Source organism: Ruegeria haliotis (assembly GCF_013377785.1).
Classification (GTDB): domain Bacteria; phylum Pseudomonadota; class Alphaproteobacteria; order Rhodobacterales; family Rhodobacteraceae; genus Ruegeria; species Ruegeria haliotis.
The window spans coordinates 256,558-279,742 of sequence record NZ_JABXWT010000001.1; the positions used below are offsets into that span (position 1 = coordinate 256,558).

At 56.4% G+C, this 23,185-nt stretch carries 24 protein-coding genes and 1 pseudogene; 12 read left to right on the forward strand and 13 right to left on the reverse strand.

All coding sequences use genetic code 11. The annotated features are described in order from the left end of the window. The first annotated feature begins 67 nt into the window (after nt 1-67). Genes HW561_RS01290 through HW561_RS01300 form a run of 3 tightly spaced genes read left to right on the forward strand, consistent with a single transcriptional unit; the run spans nt 68 to nt 880 of the window. On the forward strand, nt 68-319 hold the full coding sequence (locus HW561_RS01290) for a DUF6455 family protein (protein WP_176861417.1): 252 nt from the start codon (nt 68-70) through the stop codon (nt 317-319). Nucleotides 320-332: 13 nt separating this feature from the next. Beyond that, entirely contained in the window at nt 333-602 is a 270-nt protein-coding gene (locus HW561_RS01295; protein ID WP_268952710.1) for a DUF6455 family protein, read from the forward strand. After that, complete coding sequence (locus HW561_RS01300) at nt 602-880, forward strand: DUF6455 family protein (protein ID WP_176861419.1); 279 nt, start codon at nt 602-604, stop codon at nt 878-880. The genes HW561_RS01295 and HW561_RS01300 overlap by 1 nt, the downstream gene beginning before the upstream one ends. Here HW561_RS01300 and HW561_RS01305 read toward each other — a convergent pair. Beyond that, the gene (locus tag HW561_RS01305) at nt 863-1,105 is read right to left on the reverse strand and encodes a CDGSH iron-sulfur domain-containing protein (RefSeq protein WP_176861420.1); all 243 of its coding nucleotides are present in this window, start codon (nt 1,103-1,105) and stop codon (nt 863-865) included. The two genes, HW561_RS01300 and HW561_RS01305, sit on opposite strands and share 18 nt — an antisense overlap. A gap of 228 nt (nt 1,106-1,333) precedes the next feature. On the opposite strand from HW561_RS01305, the gene HW561_RS01310 reads away from it, so the two are divergent. The 3 genes from HW561_RS01310 (at nt 1,334) to HW561_RS01320 (ending at nt 2,998) form a co-directional block, all read left to right on the forward strand. Then, entirely contained in the window at nt 1,334-1,522 is a 189-nt protein-coding gene (locus HW561_RS01310; protein WP_176861421.1) for a hypothetical protein, read from the forward strand. A gap of 545 nt (nt 1,523-2,067) precedes the next feature. Beyond that, a complete protein-coding gene (locus tag HW561_RS01315; protein ID WP_176861422.1) occupies nt 2,068-2,439 on the forward strand; it encodes a hypothetical protein in 372 nt (123 codons plus the stop codon). A 202-nt stretch (nt 2,440-2,641) separates the two neighbouring features. Then, nucleotides 2,642-2,998, forward strand: coding sequence for a diacylglycerol kinase (locus tag HW561_RS01320; RefSeq protein WP_176861423.1), 357 nt, complete (start codon nt 2,642-2,644; stop codon nt 2,996-2,998). Nucleotides 2,999-3,012: 14 nt separating this feature from the next. Here HW561_RS01320 and HW561_RS01325 read toward each other — a convergent pair whose 3' ends face one another. Continuing rightward, a complete protein-coding gene (locus tag HW561_RS01325) occupies nt 3,013-3,372 on the reverse strand; it encodes a hypothetical protein (RefSeq protein ID WP_176861424.1) in 360 nt (119 codons plus the stop codon). A gap of 122 nt (nt 3,373-3,494) precedes the next feature. Further along, the gene (gene rimO, locus HW561_RS01330) at nt 3,495-4,883 is read right to left on the reverse strand and encodes a 30S ribosomal protein S12 methylthiotransferase RimO (RefSeq protein ID WP_176861425.1); all 1,389 of its coding nucleotides are present in this window, start codon (nt 4,881-4,883) and stop codon (nt 3,495-3,497) included. Between the two features lie 98 nt (nt 4,884-4,981). On the opposite strand from rimO, the gene HW561_RS01335 reads away from it, so the two are divergent. Continuing rightward, nucleotides 4,982-6,937, forward strand: a complete 1,956-nt coding sequence (locus HW561_RS01335) for an AsmA family protein (protein WP_176861426.1) — start codon at nt 4,982-4,984, stop codon at nt 6,935-6,937. 19 nt (nt 6,938-6,956) lie between these two features. On the opposite strand, the gene HW561_RS01340 is transcribed toward HW561_RS01335, so the two are convergent. Genes HW561_RS01340 through HW561_RS01355 form a run of 4 tightly spaced genes read right to left on the reverse strand, consistent with a single transcriptional unit; the run spans nt 6,957 to nt 11,528 of the window. After that, entirely contained in the window at nt 6,957-8,453 is a 1,497-nt protein-coding gene (locus HW561_RS01340; protein ID WP_176861427.1) for a phosphomannomutase/phosphoglucomutase, read from the reverse strand. Nucleotides 8,454-8,468: 15 nt separating this feature from the next. After that, nucleotides 8,469-9,302, reverse strand: a complete 834-nt coding sequence (gene kdsA, locus HW561_RS01345; RefSeq protein WP_176861428.1) for a 3-deoxy-8-phosphooctulonate synthase — start codon at nt 9,300-9,302, stop codon at nt 8,469-8,471. A gap of 5 nt (nt 9,303-9,307) precedes the next feature. Continuing rightward, entirely contained in the window at nt 9,308-10,891 is a 1,584-nt protein-coding gene (locus tag HW561_RS01350; RefSeq protein WP_176861429.1) for a capsule biosynthesis protein, read from the reverse strand. Further along, the gene (locus HW561_RS01355) at nt 10,869-11,528 is read right to left on the reverse strand and encodes an ABC transporter ATP-binding protein (RefSeq protein WP_176861430.1); all 660 of its coding nucleotides are present in this window, start codon (nt 11,526-11,528) and stop codon (nt 10,869-10,871) included. Before HW561_RS01355 ends, HW561_RS01350 begins: the two co-directional genes overlap by 23 nt. A 212-nt stretch (nt 11,529-11,740) precedes the next feature. Here HW561_RS01355 and HW561_RS01360 point away from each other — a divergent pair, with 212 nt between their 5' ends. Continuing rightward, on the forward strand, nt 11,741-12,328 hold the full coding sequence (locus HW561_RS01360) for a uracil-DNA glycosylase family protein (RefSeq protein ID WP_176861431.1): 588 nt from the start codon (nt 11,741-11,743) through the stop codon (nt 12,326-12,328). Then, on the forward strand, nt 12,321-13,109 hold the full coding sequence (locus HW561_RS01365) for an SseB family protein (RefSeq protein WP_176861432.1): 789 nt from the start codon (nt 12,321-12,323) through the stop codon (nt 13,107-13,109). Before HW561_RS01360 ends, HW561_RS01365 begins: the two co-directional genes overlap by 8 nt. Nucleotides 13,110-13,172: 63 nt before the next feature. Here HW561_RS01365 and yghU read toward each other — a convergent pair whose 3' ends face one another. Next, nucleotides 13,173-14,051: a glutathione-dependent disulfide-bond oxidoreductase gene (gene yghU, locus HW561_RS01370; RefSeq protein ID WP_176861433.1), complete on the reverse strand. Its 879-nt coding sequence runs from the start codon at nt 14,049-14,051 to the stop codon at nt 13,173-13,175. 247 nt (nt 14,052-14,298) lie between these two features. Here yghU and HW561_RS01375 point away from each other — a divergent pair, with 247 nt between their 5' ends. After that, nucleotides 14,299-14,817, forward strand: a complete 519-nt coding sequence (locus HW561_RS01375; RefSeq protein WP_176861434.1) for a YHS domain-containing (seleno)protein — start codon at nt 14,299-14,301, stop codon at nt 14,815-14,817. A 63-nt stretch (nt 14,818-14,880) separates the two neighbouring features. Here the strand turns inward: HW561_RS01375 and HW561_RS01380 are convergent, their stop codons facing one another. Then, nucleotides 14,881-15,549 (reverse strand): J domain-containing protein, encoded by a 669-nt coding sequence (locus HW561_RS01380; protein ID WP_176861435.1) that lies wholly within the window; start codon nt 15,547-15,549, stop codon nt 14,881-14,883. Nucleotides 15,550-15,778: 229 nt separating this feature from the next. Then, on the reverse strand, nt 15,779-16,645 hold the full coding sequence (gene metF, locus HW561_RS01385; protein ID WP_176861436.1) for a methylenetetrahydrofolate reductase [NAD(P)H]: 867 nt from the start codon (nt 16,643-16,645) through the stop codon (nt 15,779-15,781). Between the two features lie 94 nt (nt 16,646-16,739). On the opposite strand from metF, the gene HW561_RS01390 reads away from it, so the two are divergent. Next, the gene (locus tag HW561_RS01390) at nt 16,740-17,645 is read left to right on the forward strand and encodes a LysR family transcriptional regulator (protein WP_176861437.1); all 906 of its coding nucleotides are present in this window, start codon (nt 16,740-16,742) and stop codon (nt 17,643-17,645) included. A gap of 108 nt (nt 17,646-17,753) precedes the next feature. Beyond that, the gene (locus HW561_RS01395; RefSeq protein ID WP_176861438.1) at nt 17,754-18,539 is read left to right on the forward strand and encodes an inositol monophosphatase family protein; all 786 of its coding nucleotides are present in this window, start codon (nt 17,754-17,756) and stop codon (nt 18,537-18,539) included. Nucleotides 18,540-18,588: 49 nt separating this feature from the next. Here the strand turns inward: HW561_RS01395 and HW561_RS01400 are convergent. The 3 genes and pseudogenes from HW561_RS01400 to putA form a co-directional block, all read right to left on the reverse strand. Further along, nucleotides 18,589-18,961: pseudogene (locus HW561_RS01400) on the reverse strand (GFA family protein). Then, the gene (locus HW561_RS01405) at nt 18,958-19,701 is read right to left on the reverse strand and encodes a rhomboid family intramembrane serine protease (RefSeq protein ID WP_176861439.1); all 744 of its coding nucleotides are present in this window, start codon (nt 19,699-19,701) and stop codon (nt 18,958-18,960) included. The pseudogene HW561_RS01400 and the gene HW561_RS01405 overlap by 4 nt, the downstream one beginning before the upstream one ends. A gap of 42 nt (nt 19,702-19,743) precedes the next feature. Beyond that, a complete protein-coding gene (gene putA, locus HW561_RS01410) occupies nt 19,744-23,142 on the reverse strand; it encodes a bifunctional proline dehydrogenase/L-glutamate gamma-semialdehyde dehydrogenase PutA (RefSeq protein WP_176861440.1) in 3,399 nt (1,132 codons plus the stop codon). Nucleotides 23,143-23,185 lie beyond the last annotated feature (43 nt).

Consider the following 23,185-nt stretch of genomic DNA (forward strand, 5'->3'; position numbering starts at 1 on the left):
TGAGTCAAAGGTCTGGCCGCCCGGGCGCGCTACCCTCTTGCAAAGCGCGAAAGGGAAAGGACATAGCATGCCCAACCAAGAGACATTGCGACTTCATGCCGGTTTGGTGGACGATATGGCGAAGATGCTCGATGTTGATCTGGAGGAGGCTGCCATTGGCGGCGATGTGTCGTTCGACCAGATTTCCGATGCTGTTTTGCGTTGTGCTGCGTGCCCAAACCCTGAGCACTGCCGAAATATTCTGAAGCAGGCGCGGTCCTTACATCAAACTCCGGAATATTGCCGGAACCAGGAATTGCTTCACAAATTAATACCGTAAGTGGTGGGTTCCGATGTCACGCTTAGAGGAAATCATGACCCATCTCCACCTGGTGAGGCGGATGGGACAGGCGACCGGGACAGATATCGTCGCAGCGCATCGCGTCGGGCATCTGAGCCAACAGGATTGGGCGGACATGATTCAATTCTGTCGGGGCTGCGCATGGGCAATGGACTGCCCGAAATGGCTGGAAGAAAACGAAACCATCTCTGATGCCCCGAAAACTTGTCCGAATCGAGTGCGGTTCGCCACAGTGAAGGCAAGGCAATTGAGAGACGCCTGATGCCAAATGTTGACCTCGGAGACATTGAAAAGCACTTTTGGTTGACCAGATCTGTCGCCCGCTGTCTGGGCGTTTCTCTGACCGAGGCGATGGCGGAAGGTCAGCTGTCACCAGAGGGATATGCTGAACTGATCACGCGTTGCCGGGCCTCTCATTGCTGCGGGCAATGCGAGGTTTGGCTTGCAACACAGCAGGATCTGGCCGGTTCGGCACCTAATTTCTGCGCTAATGCCGATATTCTGAACGCACTCAGGCGCGGTTCAAAGTCGGGAATGTGATCCATCGCAAAGCGGTGGTTTTGCCGTTTGCTTGCACCCGCAAAAGAAGACTTTCTTGCTGGCGTCTGCGGTGTATTTCACGGGCTCCAGCCCGGTCCCCTTGTGCGACCCGTCACAAAATGGCTGTCGTTTGGACTTGCCGCATGCGCACCAGAAATAACTTTTCCCTTCGACCACCTCGACGGGAAAGGGAGAGGTCTGAGCAATGATAGGGGTATCTGACATGTGGCTACTCCGTATTTGGCTGACGTCGTTGCATGAGTTTAGGGCAACGTTGCAAAAAGAGTAGTGGAACCGCTACGCATGCCTTGGAAAACGAGATTTCAGGCATGGTTTCGCCTTCGATCACGGTGTTGTGTTTGATTCTGTTGCCAGATTGCCCTTCACGCCGTATTCTGACGTTGGCCCCGAAAAACTGGGCAATATCAGAAAAGTAATAGAGGAATGACGGACATGAAAATCAAACTCGCCGCCGTTGGCGCTTTTGCTCTGATCCTGACTGCATGCGCGCAGCAGGAAGAGCCAACTCCAGTATACGTTCAGCCTAGCTACGACAAAGCTGGCTCACCCAGCTGCTCGGCGGGATATGAACTGGCCACGACGGAAGCCGGCCAGACTGTTTGTAACCCCGTCACTCAATAAGCTTTTTAGCAGGCGGTCCAAGCGTGAACCGCCTGCTTTCCGCTTCTGATACAATCGGCATACCTACGATCCGTTTGCTATCTTGGAAACGAGATTTTGTGAGCGCATGAAAGTGGCTTGGTTGATTGGGCATAGGGTTTCGAGTGAAACGGGCCGTGCCGTTTGATTGCCAATACCTACTAATTCGTGCGATCAAATATGGAATTACCTCTAATTTTTTTGCCACTATGGCCCCCCCGATATTTGCCGTTCACATTGAAATGCGCGAGAATAAACAATCCTACTGCCCGTCTGATTTTGTTAGGTGACAAAACCAACAGGAAGATTGCGCAAGACGCCGGCTGGTAACACTTCTGTTTTTTGATTTCACAGGCGAGAAACTTGATAAATTTCTCGGGGTCTATCAGGAATTGCGCGGGCGGAACTTCAAATTTCAGAAAGGCGCACTGGACTGGCTGCGCTTTGTTTTTGAAAGATGGTTCTATATTGAAAACTTCGCGATTGCGCAGGGCATCAAAAGATTCTGGCATTTCGACTCGGATACAATGATCGTTCAGGATTTGCCCGAATGGCGTCAAAGGGTCGATGCTGGCGAGGGCAAGATCGCTTTCAGTGAAATGGCAGCCTTTTCCGAGTTCATGAAGTTGGACACATATTCAGGTGTCCACCTGATGAATTTTTCTAAATCCAAGGCTTTTGATGACGCGGTGGCGCTGGGTGCTGGATATGCAAAATCTAACCTTCGCAACGGGCAAGAAATAAAAGACCTGTTCTACCACAATGGGCGAATTAATGCTCGGCGCGGGGATCAATGTGTTGAGTTCGTAACTATGAACATGAGCTGGCTGCCGATTTGCATGTATTTTTGGGTTTTGCAGGGCGCGCAAACGAAAACTCCGCATATGCGGGATTTTTAGCTTGGGAAAGTCAGATGGAAATTCCAACTTTTGGCTGAGTTCGGGCCGTTGAAAGGTATCAGGTACCTGTTCCTGCATTAGTAGGCTGCTCTCGACACTGTTCGCCTTGAAGTTTGGTTGGGTTGTGTATTTTTTTCTTGCCTGTTTTGAGCTAGGGAACAATCTTCGTTGAACGGACAGCTCTCAAATCACCCGAGGATTCATGCGATACTTTTTTTCCCGCCTCAGGGACCGAACCCGTTGGAGCTGGCAAGGCCTGCTTTCAACCTGGCGAGACGAATACTCTTTTCGGGCGTGGGTCTGGGGGAATCTGATCTCGGGTGGGCTGGCTCTGTGGTTGCCGATTGGACCAGCAGAGCGCGCACTGATCTTGGTGCTGGGGATTTTGATCCTGGTGGCCGAGCTGTTTAACACTGCGATCGAGCGGGCCGTGGACCATACCTCAACCGATCATCATGAACTGGCGGGACAGGCCAAGGACGCGGCCAGCGCAGCTGTCGCACTTACGGCGCTTGCGGCTGGTGTGGCCTGGGGTGTGACGCTGGTTGGCTTGTTTTAACGCCAAGGGCGTGATCAATGCCTTTTGAAGCGATATCTGTGTTTGAATTTTAGCGACTTGTATCCGTGCCGTTTGAACGATTGGTGCGGGTAGTAACCAAACTTACGGTGTTTGAAGCCCGGGTGACGATGCGTTTTGACGGGTTTGCTATGCCGCTTTTTGTAGGGTTTGGCATGGTGTTTTGATTTTGGCGCCACATAGTACCGTTGTACTTTGTGTTTGCTGCGGTGGTGAAAGCTTAGCTTTTTGCCGCCAACCGCAATAAATGCCGACGTGCTGTTATACGTGTGCTGAGCTGCTGCCGGGATACTGACGAGATGCGCAGAGATAACGAGTACTGCACATTTCGAGGCAAATGGAATGACGCGAAACATGAAATCCTCCATATGGTTTCATGTCTATGATTGGCGCAGATGGAAAAATCCGCCAATAAACTCGCGTAACGCTTTGCCTATCCAGTTTGAGCTTGGGAGATCAAGGGTTTACCCGATTGGGATCAGGTAACTTTGCCCCACAAGTCGTATTCATCGGCCTCATCCACGGTAACTGTGACGATATCTCCGGGTTTGAGAGTCTCGAAAGCTTCATCAATGAACAGGTTGCCATCGATCTCGGGGGCGTCGGCCTTGGTGCGGCAGGTTGCGGCTTGATCGTCGACCTCGTCTACGATTACCTCAAGTGTATTCCCGACCTTGGCCTGCAACTTAGCCTCTGAAATCGCCTGAGCCTTTTCCATGAAGCGTTCCCAGCGGTCTTGCTTAACCTTGGCAGGCACGTGTTCGGGCAAGTCATTCGACCGCGCCCCATCCACGTTTTCGTATTGAAAACACCCAACGCGATCCAATTGAGCTTCGTCCATCCAATCCAGAAGGGTTTGAAATTCCGCCTCAGATTCGCCGGGGTATCCGACAATGAAGGTCGAGCGTAAGGTGATATCTGGGCAAGTGGCGCGCCATGCCGCTATTTCGTCCAGCGTCTTGGCTGCAGCAGCCGGGCGGGCCATGCGTTTCAGGACATCCGGATGGGCATGCTGGAACGGGATATCCAGATACGGCAATATATTGCACCCCGCATCCGCCATCAGCGGGATCAAGTCGCGCACATGCGGGTAGGGGTAGACATAATGCAGACGAACCCAGGCGTCTAGTTGCCCCAACTCACGCGCCAGATCGGTGATATGACTGCGGACTTCCCGATCTTTCCATGGGTTCACGTCGTATTTCCGGTCCAACCCATAGGCCGAGGTATCCTGTGAGATCACCAGCAATTCGCGCACACCGTTTTCGACCAGCTTTTCCGCCTCGCGCAGTACAGCATGGGCCGGACGGCTGGCCAGCTTGCCGCGCATGTCAGGGATAATGCAGAACTTACACTTGTGGTTACAGCCTTCAGAGATCTTGAGATAGCTGTAATGGCGCGGCGTCAGTTGGACGCTACTGGCGGGCAGCAGGTCCACGAACGGGTCCGGGTCGGGTGGCACGGCGACATGCACAGCGTCCAGCACCTGCTCGTACTGATGAGGCCCGGTGACGGCCATGATGCGAGGGTGGTGTTCGCGGATGTAATCTGGTTCCGCGCCCAGACAGCCGGTGACAATGACTTTTCCGTTCTCAACCAGCGCCTCGCCGATCGCATCCAGCGATTCCGCCTTGGCGCTATCAAGGAACCCGCAGGTATTCACGATCACGGCATCTGCCCCGGCATAATCTGGCGAGATGCCGTATCCTTCGGCACGCAGCCGGGTCAAAATACGCTCGCTGTCGACCAAGGCCTTGGGGCATCCCAGCGAAACCATACCGATAGTCGGCTGGTTGGAACGTGGCGTCTCGGTGATCCGGGCAGTGGGTGCCAGGTCGGGGCGGAGATTTGGCGGGTTCGTGGTCATTGCGCGGCGTATAGTGGGGAAAGCTTCCCCTTGCAAATGCCGCGGGTGGTTTGGATGATAAAACACAAGACAAAGCCAAAAAAGGCGGAGAGCAGAAAATGAAATGGCTGATGCGTATCCTGTTCACTCTGGCGGCCGTATTCGGGCTGGTGATCGTTGCTCTGTTGTTGATGCCGGGTGACAAACTGGGCGCGATCCTTGCGGAACAGGTCCGGGCGCAGACAGGGCGAGAACTGACATTGTCAGGTGACGTTAACCTGTCCTTCTGGCCGGTCCTGGGAATGGAGACGGGTCCGGTGACGTTCGGCAATGCCTCATGGGCGGGGCCTGAGCCGATGCTGAGCGCTGACAGCCTTGCGGTTGGCGTCGATGCCGCCGCATTGTTGGCTGGGGACTTGCGGATCAAACGTGTGTTTGCCGATAAGCCGGTTCTGCGGCTCGAACTGTCCGAGGGGCGCGGGAATTGGGTACTGAGCGCAGTTGCCACCGCTTCGTCTTCGGGTGGAGGAGGCAGCGAAGCCGCAACACCCGGTATCGGCACGGTGACTTTGGATCGTCTGGAATTGACGGGCGCGCGGCTGATTTATGTCGAAAACGGCGTGGCAAAGTTGGATTTTGCGGATGTGAACCTGTCCTCAAGCTGGCCGGATGTCACTGCCCCGATGGTGATGGAGGCCAGTATGGCCGTGCCCGGAGGCACGGTGCAGGTCGACTTGAAAATCCCTGATTTACCTGAATTTGCGTCCGGAAAGGTAACACCGCTGGAGTTGGCGCTAAAGGCTCCAGGTGGGCAGATCGACTTTGATGGGCGCGTGAACCTTGCCGGGGAAATGGATGGAAAAACGCAAATCACATCAAATGATACCGAGAAAATGCTAACTGCTTTCGGGCAGGCAGGGGTGACTGTTCCACAGGGGCTAGGTCGGGCGGCTAGCCTGTTGGGGCAGATGACCTACACCAAGGATGGTCGCATATCCTTGCGCGACATGACCGCAACGTTGGATGACAACAAAGTCACCGGTGAGGCGGATATCACTATTGCAGACCCGCCGCAGATCACTGCGCGTTTGGACGCCGGTGATCTCGATTTGTCCCGATTTGCAGACCCCGAACCAAGCGCGGGTGAGGCGGTGACCCCGTCTCTTTCGACTGATGACGGCTGGTCCACTGCGCCTCTCGATGCGTCTTCTCTGTCGCTGGCCAATGGCAGGATTCGTCTCAAGGCAAATTCCATTTCCGTGCCGGGAATGAAGTTTGGCCCGAGCGATTTGACACTCAGCCTCGACCGCGCGCGCGCCGTTCTGGAAATGCACCCGGCTTCGTTGTTTTCCGGGAAATTGACCGGACAAGTGGTGGCGAACAACCGGCAAGGCCTGTCCGTGGGCGGAAATCTGCAGGCCAGTGGGATCGACATTCAACAGGCGCTTACAACCCTGGCTGGGATCGAACGCCTGTCCGGAATCGGGTCGGGTGCTTTCGAGTTTCTGGGTGTCGGTCAGACCGAGGATCAGATCATGCGCTCGCTCAGCGGCAAGGGAAATCTGGATGTCGGCAAAGGCGTGATTTCTGGCTTTGATCTTGATCGCTTGATGGGCAGGGGCACGGGATCGGGTGGCACCACCGTGTTCAATAGCCTGACCGCCAGCTTTATTATCGACCAGGGTGTTCTGACCAACAACGATTTGCTGATGTCGCTGGATAACTTCCGAGCTGACGGTGCGGGTACAGTCGGTCTGGGCGCGCGTAACATCGACTACCTTTTCACGCCGGTCGCCTTACGGGCGAATTCAGGGCAGGGGATATCGGTCCCGGTTCGCATTGTTGGTCCATGGAGCAACCCATCAATCAAACCGGATTTGACCAAGGTCATCGAAGCCGCGGCAGAGGGTAAGGTCAAAGAGCTTGAAGGGGACGCCAAGAACAAGGTGTTGGATAAAGTCGGCAGCGAGTTGGACACAACAATCACCGACAGTGACCAGATCGAAGATGCCTTGAAGAAAAAGCTTGAAAAAGAAGCTCAGAAAGGACTGCTGAAGCTGTTTGGCGCCGACTGAGTGTCGGCGCCCTCAGGGCTTAGATGGTTTGATCGTAGTCGCCAACGCCCGGCTCGGTGCGGATAACGGCGTCGATATCAGCAAAGATGGCGCGCATTTCCTGTTCGCTTTCGCTGCTTTCACAGACCACAACCAGATTTGGCGTGTTCGAGGACGCCCGCACCAGACCCCAACTGCCGTTGTCCAGAATGACGCGCGCGCCATTGACTGTTACGACCTCTTTGATCGCACGGCCGGCAAAGCTATCCCCGGCCTCGGCTTTGGCAACCAGTTTGTCGACCAGCCGTTGTAGAATATCGTACTTCTCGGTGTCCGCCGCATAAGGCGACATCGTGGGAGTGGACCATGTCTTGGGCAGCGCTTTGCGTAAATCCGACATGCTCTGATCCGGGTTGCGATCCATCAGTTTACAGATCTCAACCGCCACGCGCATGCCGCAGTCGTAACCACGCCCGATCGGCTCGGCCAGAAAGTAATGACCGGATTTCTCGAACCCTGCCAGCGCGCCGATTTCCTTGACCCGCCGCTTCATATGGCTGTGTCCGGTTTTCCAGTAGTCGGCTTTGACACCCAAGGCCTGCAATTCCGGATCGCTGGCGAACAGACCGGTTGATTTTACATCCGCGACAAAGGTCGATCCCGGGTGCAATTTGGCTAGATCTCGCGCCATGATAACCCCGACCTTGTCGGCGAAAATCTCTTCACCTTCATCATCGACAACGCCACAACGGTCGCCATCCCCATCAAACCCGAGCGCAAAATCGGCACCACTTGATTTCACTGAGTCGGCCATGTCGTGTAACATTTCCATGGCTTCGGGGTTCGGGTTGTAGTGAGGGAACGTATAGTCCAGCCGGTTGTGGCTGGGGACGATTTCAACACCGATCCGCTCGAATACTTCGGGCGCAAAAGCAGATGCCGTTCCATTGCCCGTGGCGCAGACGACCTTGAGCGGGCGGGACATTTTGAAATCCCCGACCAGATCATCAATATAGGCTTCTTTCACGCCATCCACGAATTCATATGACCCACCTTCGTGGGTGAGGCCTTCGCCATTCAGAACGATATTGCGCAATTCGTTCATCTCATCCGGGCCATGGGTCAATGGGCGTTCAAAGCCCATCTTAACCCCGGTCCAACCGTTCGGGTTGTGACTGGCGGTCACCATGGCCACTGCCGGAACATCCAAGTGAAATTGCGCAAAATACGCCATGGGGCTGAGCGCGGGCCCAATGTCCATAACCTTGATCCCGGCCTGCATCAGGCCCAGCATCAGTGCGTTTTTGATGGACAAAGAGTAATCGCGATAGTCGTTGCCCACTGCAATAACGGGTTTAATCCCCCGTCGGCGCATCTGGGTTCCCAGACCTACACCAAGCGCGGTCATGCCGGGCAGGTTGATCTCTTCAGGGTATTTCCAGCGCGCATCATATTCCCGAAACCCGGTGGGTTTGATCATTGCGTCGCGCAGAAAAGTCCAAGTGTTGGGTGTCACCTCGGGGATTGGTTCGGTCATTACAAGTCTCAATCGTTAAATTTGAATAGGGTTCGCTTTGGCCAGCGCATCAAAGCGCATCAATGTGTCAATCAGTTGGCCCATTTGATCCAGTGGGATCATGTTTGGCCCATCTGACGGCGCTGTATCCGGATCCTGATGGGTTTCGATAAATACGGCGCCGATGCCCAAAGAAACGGCCGCCCGCGCCATGACCGGTGCAAATTCCCTTTGCCCACCAGATGATCCACCCTTGCCACCGGGCTGTTGCACCGAATGGGTTGCATCCATGACGACAGGATAGCCCGTCTTAGCCATCTGGGGCAGTCCGCGCATATCAGCCACAAGCGTGTTATACCCGAAGGACGTACCGCGTTCGGTCAACAGGATGTTCTGGTTGCCGGTGCTTTCCACCTTGGTGACAATGTTCGCCATTTCCCAAGGGGCAAGGAATTGGCCCTTCTTGACGTTCACGGCTATGCCGGTTTCGCCCGCGGCCAACAGCATGTCTGTCTGGCGGCACAAGAAGGCAGGAATTTGCAGCACGTCCACAGCCTGGGCGACGATGGCGCATTGTGCTTCGGTGTGGACGTCGGTCAGCACTGGGATACCCATTGTCTTGCGGATGCCGTCCAGCACCTTCAATCCGGCATCGATCCCCATGCCCCGTTTGCCGGACAAAGAAGTGCGATTGGCTTTGTCATACGAAGCCTTGAACACATATTGCGCCCCGGCTGCATCACAGGCTTCCTTCATGGTGCCTGCAATCATTTGGGCATGGTCCGCCGTTTCAAGCTGGCAGGGGCCAGCAATGATGGTCAGCGGAAGGTCGTTGCCGACCGTCAGGTCGGAGATTTTTACATGTTTCATATGTCTTACGAAGATACCTGTTCACGAAGGACCGACGCTGTAAGCGAGATCATCAGGTAGATACCAGCAAACAACAGGAAAGCCAAAATCGTATTTTCGAACTTGCGCGGATAGCTGGGTTCCTGGCTTGGTATGGGGTTTACCGAGACCGTCAGGTACCGCACTTTGCGGTTGGCTTCAGTTCGCGTGGATTCCATTTGTTGCATTGCGGTTTGCAGCATCATGTCCCGTGCCACCAGATCGGCCTGAGCCATCTGAATCCGCACGCTCAAACGGGCCAGCGAGTTTTCGCCAGCAGAGGCATCCAGCATCTCGGCATTCAATTCCTCAAGCACGGCTTCAAGGCGCGCGATATCTGCACTGACACCATCGACCTTGGCTTTATTAGGGCGCAGATTGTCGAGTAGGGCAGCCAGCTCAAGTTCTTTATCCTGCAACAGGATCTCGATTTCATTGATGCGGGCACGCAAGCTGACGATGACGTTTTCCGGGTCCAGAACCGCACCTTGCAATTGCAGTTCGATCAAGTCCTCTTGTGCCTGTCTGCGCGATTCCTGTGCTGCCTCAAAACTCTGCGAGGCTTCGCGCATCTGATCTTCACGCTTTTTCCCAGAGAGGGTGTTAACCCGATCTTCAGCATACGAGATCAGACGCTCGGAAAATTCGGCGGATGTCTGTGGATCTGGCGCCGCGACTTCCATTCGGATGATTCCGTCGGTCGGGTCGTAGCCGATCGTAATCATGTGTTTATAAAGCTTGTACGCGTCTTCCAGTGTCGCGTTGGGTTCCAGCCGTTGAATCGGGTCAATCCAATCTTGCTTGAAGACATCGGAAAACCCGGCATCACGATCCAGCAGCAACATTGCCTCTTTCGATTCCAGGAAGTCCTGGACCGAGATCGAATCCTGCGCAGTTGCGAATTGAGTACCAGACAGTAAACCTCCGATAGAGCCTGCCGCCCCATCAGCTTGTAGTATGGAAAATGAGGAATCACTGGCGTACATCGGCGTTGCCACGCGGTAGAAATAATAACCAACAACCAATGTCGGCAGCATCACGAAAGCGGCCAAACGCGCAAACAGAGTAAAAAGTTTTCGCCGACGCCTGCGGGCAATGTCTTTTTGAATCTGACCGATCTCATGGTCCCGGCGTTCAGACGGGCTCAGTTCCGGGCCAGGCAGGTTTTGCTGTTTGTTCTGGACGGTTTGCGGCAACTGGATCTTGATCTTGTCTTTTGCCGTAGGTTTCCGGTTTTCGTCGGTCTGTTTCGCCGCGGCCAGATCCAGCAGATTGGTTCGCTCAAACGGATCGATACCCTTCTTACGCAACAGGCGCACCGCGTCATAATCAGATGTCGCGGCCAGCCCGTGCTTCTGGGCCAGTCTTCGCGCGACGCGCAATTGGCGCCCGGTCAGCCCTTCGTGTTTGATTTCGCCCAGTTCGGTTCCGGGCTGCGGTTCGTTCGCAGCGGCAGGCGCTTGCGTTGCGTTGCGGATGCGCGAAATCGCGTCTGCCCGTGCGTCAGCCGAGCCCTCGCTCTGACGTTTGCGGCGCAAGTTGTATTTTCTAACCTTGGGTTTCGTAGTCATATAGCTGTTTAGCCTCTTCCAAGGTTTCAAACATGTGTACCTGCCCGTCCAAAAGAACTGCCGCCTGTTGCACGAATTTTTCCAGAGTGGAGGGGCTGTGCGACACAATCACCAAAGTTGTTGTGCGCAACCTTTCCTGCAAAATTGCACCTGCCTTCTTATTGAATTCGACATCTGTTGTGGCCGGCATGCCCTCGTCAATCAAATACATGTCGAAGTCCAGCGCCAGCATCAGTGAAAAGGTGAACCGGGCGCGCATTCCAGATGAATAGGTAGCGAGAGGCTGGTTGAAATATTCACCAAGACCGCACAGCCAATTGCAATAGGCCTCTACGTAATCGGGGTCCATGCCGTAGATCTTTGCGATATAGCGCGCATTTTCCAGCGCCGACATCTTGTTTGATACACCCCCAGTGAACCCCATTGGAAAAGAGATCCGGCATTCACGTCGGATGACCCCTTCGTCGGGTTTCTCCAGCCCGGCCATCATGTTGATCAGCGTGGTTTTGCCTGTCCCGTTGGGAGCAAGAATGCCCAAAGATTTGCCGATGTCGATTCGGAACGACACCCTGTCCAGGATCACCTTGCGGCGTGTCCCGGTCCAGAAGGATTTGCTGACGTTTTCGAACTCAAGCATTCGTGGCCTGCTGCTTTTTCCGCGTTGTTATCGGTCCATGTTGGCTACATTATGTCGAATTATGAAACAAATGATCAATGCATGCCGATTACGCCGTTGATCACGTGGTGTTTTGCGGTCTCGCACGGCCTAGTAGTTGGACTGCGGCTGCGCGACGACTATCTGTTCGTTGAGACATGAGCAGAAATTGTTTCAGGAACCCTAGCGATCAGATGAGTAGTTTAGCCCGGGAAATCAAATCTTGCCGCCTTTGCGCGGACATCTTTGCGCAAACGGAAACCGCGCATGAACCGCGACCCGTCGTCTGGTTCCAACCCAACACACCGATCCTGATCGCCGGGCAGGCGCCGGGCGCGCGGGTTCATGAGTCGGGTCGACCCTTTACAGATCCCTCCGGGGATCGCCTGCGCGACTGGCTGGGTATAGATCAAGCGGTCTTTTATGACCGGGCGCAGGTTTCAATCGTGCCGATGGCCTTCTGCTTTCCGGGATATGACGCACGCAACGCGGATTTGCCGCCGCCTGTGATTTGTCGAAAAACCTGGCACGACCGGGTGATGCAGGATCTGGGGCAGGTGCCATTGACAGTTCTGGTCGGCGGCCACGCACACAAATACCATCTTGGCGTTCGCACCTCGGTCACCGAAACTGTACGGAGCTGGCAGGACCATGCGCCGCGGGTCTTTGCCTTGCCTCATCCGTCCTGGCGCAATACGGGATGGTTGAAGAAAAATCCGTGGTTCGAGGCCGACTTGCTGCCGGTTCTGCGCGCACGGGTGCAAGAGGTGCTGAATGACTGAAACGACGGCGTTGGATGCCGCCCATGCCGCAATGCAGACTGACCCGCAGGATGATGCCGCCAGATTAAGGTTCTTCGAACGGCTGGCCGATAGCGAGCTGTTTTTGATGCTGACTGAAGAAGCACGGGGCGAGAACATATCTCCGGAATTGTTTGACGTCGCGGATGGGCGATTTGTGCTGGCGTTTGATCGCGAAGATCGGCTGGCACAATTCGCCGGGCGGCCTGTGCCGTATGTGGCGCTTTCGGGTCGGGTGTTGTCGTCGATGCTGGCGGGGCAAGGCGTCGGGCTGGGCCTGAACCTTGAAACCGCTCCGTCCTCGATGCTGATCCCTGCCGAGGCGCTGGGCTGGCTGGCAACCACTCTGCAACATGGACCGCAAGAGGTTCAGGCAAGATTGGCGGAATTTCTACCCCCTTCGGGCCTGCCGGATAGTCTGTTGATCGCCTTGGACGCCAAACTGGCAACAGCCGGAGGGTTGGCGCAGGCTGCATTTCTGGTCGCAACAAAATCACAAGAGGGCGCCATGGGGCACCTGTTAGGCTTCGTGGGCGCGATTGAGGGAGCGGAGCCTGCATTAGCCAAGGCGGCGTCCGAGGCTTTGACTTTTTCGGGGGTTGAGGCAGGCGCGATGGATGTCGGATTTTTTGCACCCGATGACATAGCGGCCAAACTAATGGCAAAAACCGGCCTTCGTTTCGATCTGCCACAGCCAGACCTCGTCAGCCTGGTACGAGAGGCTCCCGGAAGCAATCCGGAGAAACCTCCGATTCTCAGATAGATATGAAATAAGCGGTTGAGACACGCGGCGTATTCACCACCGCATGTCTCGGTTGCGCCAGAACTACTCTGCCGCCGCTTCCAGCTTGTCTTGTGTGCGTGTGTCGAAATCGCCGGCATCGTGGCGTTCGTGCAGCTGCGTATGTGGCTCGCCAAACGGGCGGTTGACCATGCGGCCACGCTGTACCGCCGGGCGCGCGTCGATCATCTTGGCCCAACGCATGACGTGCTTGTACGATTCCACATCAAGGAATTCCGCTGCGCTGTAGAGACGGCCCAGAACCAGCTGGCCATACCAAGGCCATATCGCCATGTCGGCAATCGTATAGTCTTCACCTGCGATATAGGTTTTGTCCGCCAGTTCCCGGTCCAGAACGTCCAGCTGCCGCTTGGTTTCCATGGCGAAACGGTCGATTGGGTACTCCCATTTTTCAGGCGCATAGGCGTAAAAATGCCCGAACCCACCACCCAGATAAGGCGCGCTGCCCATCTGCCAGAACACCCAGTTCATGACCTCGCTCCGCTCCGGGCCGGATTTGGGCAGGAATTCATCAAACTTCTCGGCCAGATGGAACAGGATCGAGGCGCTTTCGAAGACACGTAGGGGTTTTTCACCCGACCGGTCCCAAAGGGCAGGGATCTTTGAATTGGGATTGGCCCCGACAAAGCCCGAGCTGAACTGATCGCCTTCGCCGATATTGACAAGCCAGGCATTGTATTCGGCGCCTTCGTGACCAAGCGCCAAAAGTTCCTCAAGCATGACGGTCACTTTGACACCATTGGGAGTGGCCAGCGAATACAACTGCATCGGGTGGCGTCCGATTGGCAGGTCCTTATCGTGAGTCGCACCTGCAATCGGGCGATTGATATTGGCGAATTGCCCGCCGCTTTCGCTGTCCCATGTCCAGACCGTTGGGGGAGTGTAAGTGGATTGATCGCTCATTTCTTGCCTTTCATACCAATGCCGGGGCCGCGAGCCCGATCCCATACAGCTAATGTTGCAGAATCCAGAGTCCAACCCCGCCAATCTGTGTGGCCTTGTAATAATTGCCGTCAATCCTCTCACGTTTTCCCGTCCAAGGTCACAGCGGCGCGAGTGGGACTACGAAGTGCAAGGGAATCGCTTATTGTCATGTCAGTCCCGCCAACACGGCGCCCCGGATACATATGACACGAAAAGGATTGACCACATGAAACGCTTTGTCCTGACCTTCGCCGCGGCCATGGCTTTGGCAGTTCCGGCTTTTGCCGGCCCGCAATATGTTGACGGCACCGGTTTCGCCGTCTCGGGTTACGATGTCGTTGCCTATCGCAGCCTGGATCAGGTTGCGGTTGGCCAGACCCAGTCTGAAGGTGTGCGCGGCAACGCCGACATCACAGCAGACTACAACGGAGCCACCTGGGCTTTCGCAACCGAGGAAAACCGCGACAAATTCTTGGAAAACCCCGCGTATTATGCGCCGCAATATGACGGTCACTGCGCCTATGGCGTTTCGCGCGGCGGTAAGGTTCCGGCGAACCCGAACCTGTGGCGGGTCGTTGATGATAAACTGTACTTGAACATCACGGATGTCGTTGTCGGCTTCTTTGAAGAAGATATTCCCGGCAACATCAACCTAGCCGAAGGCAACTGGCCCGGTATCGAGCCGTCGGACGCGTCAGGCAGTGTCATTCCGAAGTTCACCTCGGAAGGTCCTGTCGCCAACTAAGTTGAGTTAAAGTTGATAACGAGTGCAGCCCGGTTCCCGCGAACCGGGCTTTTTCACGACGGTTTAACCGGTCAATCCGAATTCGTCGCGGATGTCTTGATCGGCCTCAAATCTGATCCGAACGCTTTTCGCACCGGGGAACTTTCGCTCCCGGATGGGTTCGGGAACGACGACCTCACCCGCACCAGTGTCTTTTGACTGGAAACTCAGAACTTCAGTTTCCGTGTGACGAGCGCTGGTCAGAACCGAAGTGGGCAAGGCCACACGGTTCGCTCCTTCGCATACCGGAGTGGCCACGAAATACGTCAGGTGACGTCCGTAACAGCCCACCGCATCCGGAACATGATCGGATGTCGAACACGGTGCCGTATCCGATTGGGTATCACCCGTGACCGGCATATGCGGCAGCGCCCGATCCGGGTTCAACATGGCCTTGCAGGTTGCGATGTCTTCTTGCGGCAACTCAATGATGCGTTTTTTCACGCGTGGACGCCGGGGCATTCGCTGGCCTGAATGGGTCGGACCCTTTGCGGTCAGCCCTTCCTTGCGCAGAAAATCATAGGCCATCTTGGCACGTGAAAAGTTGGCACATTCGCCGCCGGTGTGGTCCGGATGCGCATGAAAGGCGATACGCCGCCATGCGTCCCGAATGTCGTCTGAACCGGCACATTGGTCCAACCCAAGGTCAGCCAATGCGTCAGCGCGTGCCTTGATCTTGTCGACAGGCTCCATACTCAAATCACTCTTTAAACTACACAGCCTCAGTTTCGCTAAGGTCCTGTTTTTGTCAAATTATTCGCGGGTTTGGGGTGTTGGGTGGGGACAATGGCGCGGCCGTCAGGGGATTGTCGTTAATCCGACTGAGCCATTGGCAGAGCTGCGAAGGCGGTCACACGTGCCGTTTGAACAAAATAACCCGGGCCGTAGCACGACCCGGGTGTGAAATGCGTATCAACTGCGATCAGGCGACGTTTTGCAGCTCGGCCTTCGGTGTGATCCCAAGCGCAAAACAAACGTCGCGGGTCAGTTCGGGACGATTGAGCGTATAGAAATGCAGTTTGTCCACACCCTCGTCGATCAGATCCGAACACAGCTCGGTGCAGATCGCGGTGGCCAGCAAATCTTCGCGGTCATCTCGCATGGCTTTTTCAAAGGCCTGCTCAATCCATGGCGGAATATATGCGCCACAGCGCTGGGCAAAACTGCGCGCGCCCTTCCAGTTCTCGATTGGCAGAATTCCAGGAACGATCGGCTTGTCGATCCCCGCCTTGGCGCATGCATCACGGAAGCGAAAGAAGGTCTCGGCTTCGAAAAAGAACTGCGTCAGGGCTTCATCCGCGCCGGCATCCAACTTGGCTTTGAGCCAGTCTATATCGGCTGCAAAATCCTTGGCTTCGGGATGTTTGTCGGGGTAGGCACCGACACGGATGCTGAACATCTCTGTCTCGGCCAGCGCTGCAATCAGCTCGACCGAGTTCGCAAACCCGTCGGGATGCGGCACGAAGTGGTCCTGACCTTTTGGGGGATCGCCGCGCAATGCCACGATGTCCTGAACGCCCGCGCGCGCAAACGTATCAGCAATGTCCAACGTCTCCTGCCGCGAGGCATCGACACATGTCAGATGGGCAGCTACCGCAAGGCCGGACGACTTGTGCAAGGTCGACACGGCATCCCGTGTCAGCTCGCGCGTTGTGCCGCCTGCGCCATATGTGACCGAGACAAAACGCGGTTCCAGCGGGGCCAGCGTTTGCACCGTGTCCCACAGGCGGAATGAGGCTTCCAAAGTTTTTGGAGGAAAGAACTCAAATGAAATGTCAGGTTTGGTCATCGTGGCCTCACTGGATGTGTTAGTGCACTTGTGCCATGTGACGCATTGTGAGACAAACTCATATTATTCAACAACAACATGAGCGCAGTGAGATATGCATATTGAATTCCGGCACCTGCGGACGATCAAGGCGATCCACGAATGTGGGGGGCTGGCGCGTGCTGCGGATCAGTTGAACATCACGCAATCTGCGCTGAGCCATCAGATCAAGGGGCTTGAGGATCAGGCGGGGGTCGAGCTGTTTCTGCGTCGTTCCAAGCCCATGAAGCTGTCCGCGGCCGGGTTGCGTTTGTTACGTTTGGCCGAGCAAATTCTGCCGCAAATTGAAGCCGCGCAAGAAGAGTTTTCCTCGTTACGGGATGGTCGCACGGGTCGGATGCACATTGCGATTGAATGCCACGCCTGTTTCGAATGGCTGTTCCCGGTGCTCGAGGCGTTCCGAAAATCCTGGAGTGACGTGGATGTGGATATCCGTCCGGGTCTGGCGTTTGACGCATTGCCTGCCTTGCAAAAGGAAGAGGTCGATCTGGTGGTGTCTTCGGATCCCGAAAGTCTGCCAGGTGTCGAGTTCGTTGAATTGTTCGACTACAATGCTGTTTTCGTCGCCGCCTCAACGCACCCGTTGGCTAAAAAGGACTTCATCGAGGCCGAGGATTTCCGTGGTCAGACCCTGATTACCTATCCGGTCGAACGAACGCGGCTTGATGTGTTCAGTCAGTTGCTGATCCCCGCGCGGGTTGAACCGGCTTCGATCCGGCAAGTGGAACTGACCGCAGTAATCTTGCTGTTGGTGGCCTCCAACCGGGGGATTTCAGTCTTGCCGGACTGGGTCGTGCGTGAGGTCAAGTACAACTCGGACTACGTTACGCGCCCCCTCACGAAAGAGGGAATTACGCGGCGTCTATATGCGGCGGTCAGGTCGGAAGATTTGGAGAAACCCTTTGTGCAGGAACTGGTGAAACTGGCGCGGGACGAGGCGCGCAAGCTGCAGGCGCAATAGGCTGAAGGTAAGGCGTGGAATGCGACACAGCTATGCGCATCATTCCTCTTGGCAATACCACTTTGCATCAGTATACGCGCGGTTTGACCGGACAGGAGCCTCAGGACAATGGTTGGCAGTGCAAATCTCAACATCATGATCAAGGCCGCGCGCAAAGCGGGGCGTTCGTTGGTCAAGGATTTTCGCGAAGTCGAGAACCTGCAGGTGTCGATGAAAGGCGCGGGCGACTTCGTCTCCAAAGCCGACATCGCGGCCGAGGCGATCCTGAAAGAGGAACTGCTGACCGCACGTCCGACCTATGGCTGGCTGGCCGAAGAAGGTGGCGTGATCGAAGGCGAAGATCCGACCCGCCGCTGGATTGTCGATCCGCTGGATGGCACCACGAACTTCCTGCACGGTCTGCCGCATTGGGCGATTTCAATAGCGCTGGAGCACAAAGGCAAGATCGTTGCCGGTGTGATCTATGACGCCGCCAAGGACGAGATGTTCTTTGCTGAAAAAGGCGAGGGCGCCTGGATGAACGACATGCGCATTCGCGTGTCGGGCCGTCATCGCATGATCGAGTCGGTCTTCTCGACCGGCCTGCCTTTTGGTGGTCGTTCCGATTTGCCCGCGACATTGCAGGACCTAGCCCGTTTGATGCCCGCGTGCGCCGGTGTGCGTCGCTGGGGTGCGGCTGCGCTGGATATGGCCTATGTGGCCGCTGGACGCTACGAAGGGTTCTGGGAGCGTCGTCTGAATGCTTGGGATCTGGCTGCCGGGATCATCATCGTGAAAGAGGCGGGCGGCTTTGTTCAACCGCTAAATCCGGAAGGCAGCGTACTCGCCGATGGTGAAGTGATTTGCGCCAACGAGCCGATCTTTGACACCTTTGCCAAGGTGATCCGGGGCTGAGCTCGGGCCCTAACAAGTAAGCCGGACAAGCGGAAACAGCGTCATTTGGTCATCCTTCTTCATCAGAAGGGTGATTTACTCCATCGTTCCACGGGATCGGTCCCTGTGCGCGCGGGTTGCCACCTTCGATGCAAGCGAGATTGACGCCGCATTCATCTGGATCGGACCGGCGCTGGTGATACATGTAAATGCCACAGGTCTTGCAAAAATAGTGTTTGGCCGTGTGCGTACCCCAAGAATAAAGGGTCAGCGCATCAGAGCCCCTCAGGACCTTCAGGCTTTCCGTTGTTGCAGTAACAGCTGCGGCCCCACGACGTAGGCAAAAAAGAACAATCACAGCGCGCTGCCGAGTTCAAACCTTGCGGAAACTCCGCCTCGATCTCGACTGCTCTGCAGTGGCATGTTGCCGTCATCAAGGTCATCTGCGCGGTATCCTTGGAATGCGGGATTGAGTCCGTTTGTATGTGTGTTCAGGATGGGGTGGGTGCCCATGTGTCCGGTTCCAGTAACCGGGGCCGCCGCGTTTCAGCCACAAGGGGATGCACAGAATCAGGCCCACAACGAAGCCACCTGTATGGGCCCAGTAGGCGACGCCACCTTGGTCTGGGTTGCTGGTCAGGCTACCAAAGAATTGCATACCCAACCAGACACCAAGCATCACAAAGGCGGGTATGGTGAACACGCGGAAATAGATGATCAGGATCAACAGGATATCCACTCGTGCCTTGGGGAACAGCAAAAGGTAACCCCCCATGACACCTGCAATCGCACCAGACGCTCCGATTGTCGGGACGACCGACCCGGGCGCGGTGATCACGTGGATCAAACCTGCCCCGATGCCTGCGACGAGGTAGAACAGCAGAAATGGCACGTGCCCCATCTCATCCTCGAGGTTGTCGCCAAAGATCCACAGAAACAGCATGTTCCCGGCCAAGTGCATCCAGCCGCCGTGCAGGAACATTGAGGTGACGAAGGTCTCGTAGGCGACTCCGTCGCTGATCCGGGCAGGTATGATCGCGTAGTCAAAATAGAACCGATTGATCAGCGGTGTGTCATTCATGATCCCGACATAGCTGATAAAAATCAGTATGTTTGCGGCCATCAGCGCATAGACGACATAGGGTGTGCGCCCCGAAGGGTTATGATCACGAATTGGAAACATGGCGCGACGCTGGGCTTTTCCCGGCCCAGCGTCAAGATATGCTTATGCCGCACCGCCCAGCAACGCGGCATTCCCTCCTGCGGCAGTGGTATCGACGCAGACATGGCGCTCAGCCAGAACGCGCGCGCGATCCGGGTGGCCGGGAACCAGCGGCACTATGGGACCGTCCCGATGAGCAAGATGCTGTTCGATCTGCCGGGCGGTGTCACGGTCGCCCCACCATAAGACCCCAGAGATGTCAGGCAGGTTTTCCAGCTTGTGCAAATCCAGCATACCGGTCGCCTGAATGGCTGTTCCCCCCAGCGCCTGCACGGCCTCCGCCTGCGCGCGGGCTGCGGTTTCGCCGGGGCCCATGCACAACAGGGGTGGGCGGGGAAATTCGCTCAGGCGGTTTGATTCGCCGGTCGGGCCGGGCAGCGAGCGGGTGATGGTTGGCGCGGGTTGGCCTTGTGGTTCAGGCAGGTCTGCCGTCGCGGTCCAGACGTCCTTTGCGGATTGGCGGTCCGGTGCACAGAACCGCGCCATGTAGTTCGGTCCGCCAGCTTTCGGACCGGTTCCCGATAGCCCTTCGCCGCCAAACGGTTGCGAGCCGACAATGGCCCCGATCTGATTGCGGTTCACGTAGATGTTGCCGGCGTGAATCGCCTCGGTCACGTGCTGTACCCGGTCATCAATCCGCGTGTGCAGGCCAAAGGTCAGCCCATACCCTGTCGCGTTAATGTCTGCGATAATTGTATCAATCTCTTGCGCCTTGAAACGGGCAACATGCAAGACAGGGCCAAAAATCTCGCGTTCCAGCGCGGCGATGCCGGATATCTCGATCAATGTAGGGGTGACAAAGGTACCTTCGGGTGGGGTGCCAAGCTCCTTAAGCACACGACCTTCGCCGCGGGCTTTGGACACATGATCAGCGATACCCTGCAACGCTTGTTCGTCAATCACCGGGCCGCAATCGGTCGAGATCAGCCATGGGTCTCCAACTTGCAACGCATCCATTGCCCCTTTGAGCATGGTCAGTACATCGTCGGCGATATCCTCTTGCAGATACAGACAGCGCAGGGCCGAGCATCGCTGACCGGCAGACTGAAAGGCGCTTTCGATGATGGATTGAACGGCCTGTTCCGGCAACGCGGTACTATCAACGATCATCGCATTCAGGCCACCGGTTTCAGCGATCAGTGGCGTTCCCGGACGCATGTTTTCAGCCATGGCTGTCCGAATCTTCAGCGCCGTTGCAGTCGATCCGGTAAAGGCCACACCGGACACGCGTGCATCCGACGTCAGGGCCCCACCGACCGCCGGTCCGCCCGGCAACAGTTGCAGCGCATCGCGAGGAACACCTGCGTCGTGCAACAATTGAATGGCGCGATGGGCGATCAGGGGTGTTTGTGGTGCCGGTTTCGCCAGAACTGCATTGCCTGTGGCCAAAGCCGCTGAAATCTGGCCGGTGAAAATGGCCAGCGGAAAGTTCCACGGACTGATGCAAGTGAATATCCCCGCCGGTTTGGCGTCAGGTATATTGGCCGCATAATAGCGAAGGAAATCGACTGCTTCGCGGAGTTCACCAAGCGCGTCGGGCAAAGATTTGCCAGCCTCGCGCGCCAGAAGGGCAAAGAGCTCGCCGTAATGCGCTTCGTACAAGTCGGCAGCAGCGTTCAGGACGCGGCTGCGCTGGGCTGCCGGTGCCTGCCACGGACTGGCCGACGCCAGTGCCAGTTCGACATCAGCAGCACTGGCGGGCGCGACTGAGCCGGGTTTGTCCTGCAGCTGCGCCGGGTTTACAACCGGCTCATCCAGTTCCGGATGCGCAGCATCCGAGAGCAGCGGCTGCGCATACCAATGGTGCGCACGGAACCGATCGCGCGCGGCGTCGAGTGTGTCGAGCGTCGGTGTGTGACGCAGGTCAAATCCTTTTGAGTTGCGACGTTCTGGCTGAAACAGCTCTGGGCCCGTTGGTAACGGCGCAGGCGGTGTTTCCACTGCTGCGAATGGGTCCGCAGCGACGTCCTCAGGCGGCACGTCCTCATCTACGATTTGGTTAACGAAGGACGAATTCGCCCCGTTTTCCAGTAACCGCCGCACGAGATAGGCCAACAGATCGCGATGCGCACCAACCGGCGCGTAAATGCGGCAGCGTGTGTTGTGTTTGTCCATCACGATCTGATGCATGGTCTCGCCCATGCCATGCAGGCGCTGAAACTCATAAGGCTGATCGTCGGCCATATGCAGAATGGCGCTGACCGTGTTTGCATTATGCGTCGCGAATTGCGGATAGATCCGGTCGGTCATGCCCAAAAGTTTGCGCGCATTGGCGATATAGGACACATCGGTCGCTGCCTTGTGGGTGAACACCGGAAAGCCATCCACGCCTTCGACTTGGGCTTGCTTGATTTCAGTGTCCCAATAGGCGCCCTTGACCAGCCGGACCATCAGCTTGCGCTCATGCCGCTGGGCCATTTCATAGAGTGTGTCCAGAACCAACCCGGCACGCGGTCCATAGGCCTGAACGACGATGCCGAATCCATCCCATCCGGCCAGTGCCGGTTCGCCCATCACCGCGTCGATCACCTGCAAGGACAGCGACAGGCGATCCGCTTCTTCCGCGTCGATGTTCAGACCCATACCGGCGGCTTTGGCCAGTAACGCCAAAGCCCGCAGGCGCGGGACCAGTTCATCCATCACCCGCGCTTCCTGCGCCAGTTCATATCGCGGGTGCAGAGCTGACAGCTTGACCGAAATGCCGGGATTGGCGCGAATGTCGTCATGAACGCACGCCTCAGCAATCGCAGCAATGGCGCGAGAATAGGACAGATGATACCGCGCGGCATCCGCCTCGGTGCGGGCGGCTTCACCCAGCATGTCGTAGGAATAAGTGTAGCCCTTGGCCTCCATCCCGCTGGCGCGATCCATGGCCGACTGGATGGTTTCGCCAAGCACGAACTGGCGCCCCATCTCTTTCATCGCGCGGCTGACCGCTGTGCGAATGACCGGCTCGCCCAACCGCTTGATCGCCCCGCGCAGAGCGCCAACAGGCGAGGTCTTGCCTTCGTCCAGAACCTTACCCGTCAGCATCAGTGCCCAGGTTGAAGCATTGACCAGCGAGGATGAAGACCGACCCAGATGCTTCCCCCAGTCCGAAGGCGCGATTTTGTCCTCGATCAACGCGTCGATCGTGTCGGCATCTGGCACACGCAACAGCGCCTCTGCCAGACACATCAGTGCCACGCCTTCGTCGGTGGATAGACCATATTCAGCTAGAAAAACCTCCATCATTCCGGGTGACGTGCTAGAGCGGATGTCACGTACAAGCTGCGCAGCCGCGTCGCAAATGGCGCGACGGTCAGCCTCGGTCAGAGTGGCTTGATCGATCAGAGTCTCAAGAATGACCGACTGATCAGTGTAGGTCTGAGTGTCGATAAGGGTGCGCAGTCTGTGTGACATGATATCTCCGGGTCTTTTTGTTAATATAATTGCAATAAGGCAG

Coding starts and splice junctions, on each gene's coding strand:
- HW561_RS01350 (WP_176861429.1), bottom strand. CDS start 10,891: ATGACTACGAAACCCAAGGTTAGAAAATACAACTTGCGCCGCAAACGT.
- HW561_RS01295 (WP_268952710.1), top strand. CDS start 333: ATGTCACGCTTAGAGGAAATCATGACCCATCTCCACCTGGTGAGGCGG.
- kdsA (WP_176861428.1), bottom strand. CDS start 9,302: ATGAAACATGTAAAAATCTCCGACCTGACGGTCGGCAACGACCTTCCG.
- HW561_RS01355 (WP_176861430.1), bottom strand. CDS start 11,528: ATGCTTGAGTTCGAAAACGTCAGCAAATCCTTCTGGACCGGGACACGC.
- rimO (WP_176861425.1), bottom strand. CDS start 4,883: ATGACCACGAACCCGCCAAATCTCCGCCCCGACCTGGCACCCACTGCC.
- HW561_RS01375 (WP_176861434.1), top strand. CDS start 14,299: ATGAAACGCTTTGTCCTGACCTTCGCCGCGGCCATGGCTTTGGCAGTT.
- HW561_RS01380 (WP_176861435.1), bottom strand. CDS start 15,549: ATGGAGCCTGTCGACAAGATCAAGGCACGCGCTGACGCATTGGCTGAC.
- metF (WP_176861436.1), bottom strand. CDS start 16,645: ATGACCAAACCTGACATTTCATTTGAGTTCTTTCCTCCAAAAACTTTG.
- HW561_RS01325 (WP_176861424.1), bottom strand. CDS start 3,372: ATGTTTCGCGTCATTCCATTTGCCTCGAAATGTGCAGTACTCGTTATC.
- HW561_RS01310 (WP_176861421.1), top strand. CDS start 1,334: ATGAAAATCAAACTCGCCGCCGTTGGCGCTTTTGCTCTGATCCTGACT.
- HW561_RS01305 (WP_176861420.1), bottom strand. CDS start 1,105: ATGTCAGATACCCCTATCATTGCTCAGACCTCTCCCTTTCCCGTCGAG.
- yghU (WP_176861433.1), bottom strand. CDS start 14,051: ATGAGCGATCAATCCACTTACACTCCCCCAACGGTCTGGACATGGGAC.
- HW561_RS01360 (WP_176861431.1), top strand. CDS start 11,741: ATGAGTAGTTTAGCCCGGGAAATCAAATCTTGCCGCCTTTGCGCGGAC.
- HW561_RS01340 (WP_176861427.1), bottom strand. CDS start 8,453: ATGACCGAACCAATCCCCGAGGTGACACCCAACACTTGGACTTTTCTG.
- putA (WP_176861440.1), bottom strand. CDS start 23,142: ATGTCACACAGACTGCGCACCCTTATCGACACTCAGACCTACACTGAT.
- HW561_RS01335 (WP_176861426.1), top strand. CDS start 4,982: ATGAAATGGCTGATGCGTATCCTGTTCACTCTGGCGGCCGTATTCGGG.
- HW561_RS01300 (WP_176861419.1), top strand. CDS start 602: ATGCCAAATGTTGACCTCGGAGACATTGAAAAGCACTTTTGGTTGACC.
- HW561_RS01405 (WP_176861439.1), bottom strand. CDS start 19,701: ATGTTTCCAATTCGTGATCATAACCCTTCGGGGCGCACACCCTATGTC.
- HW561_RS01320 (WP_176861423.1), top strand. CDS start 2,642: ATGCGATACTTTTTTTCCCGCCTCAGGGACCGAACCCGTTGGAGCTGG.
- HW561_RS01395 (WP_176861438.1), top strand. CDS start 17,754: ATGGTTGGCAGTGCAAATCTCAACATCATGATCAAGGCCGCGCGCAAA.
- HW561_RS01315 (WP_176861422.1), top strand. CDS start 2,068: ATGATCGTTCAGGATTTGCCCGAATGGCGTCAAAGGGTCGATGCTGGC.
- HW561_RS01365 (WP_176861432.1), top strand. CDS start 12,321: ATGACTGAAACGACGGCGTTGGATGCCGCCCATGCCGCAATGCAGACT.
- HW561_RS01390 (WP_176861437.1), top strand. CDS start 16,740: ATGCATATTGAATTCCGGCACCTGCGGACGATCAAGGCGATCCACGAA.
- HW561_RS01290 (WP_176861417.1), top strand. CDS start 68: ATGCCCAACCAAGAGACATTGCGACTTCATGCCGGTTTGGTGGACGAT.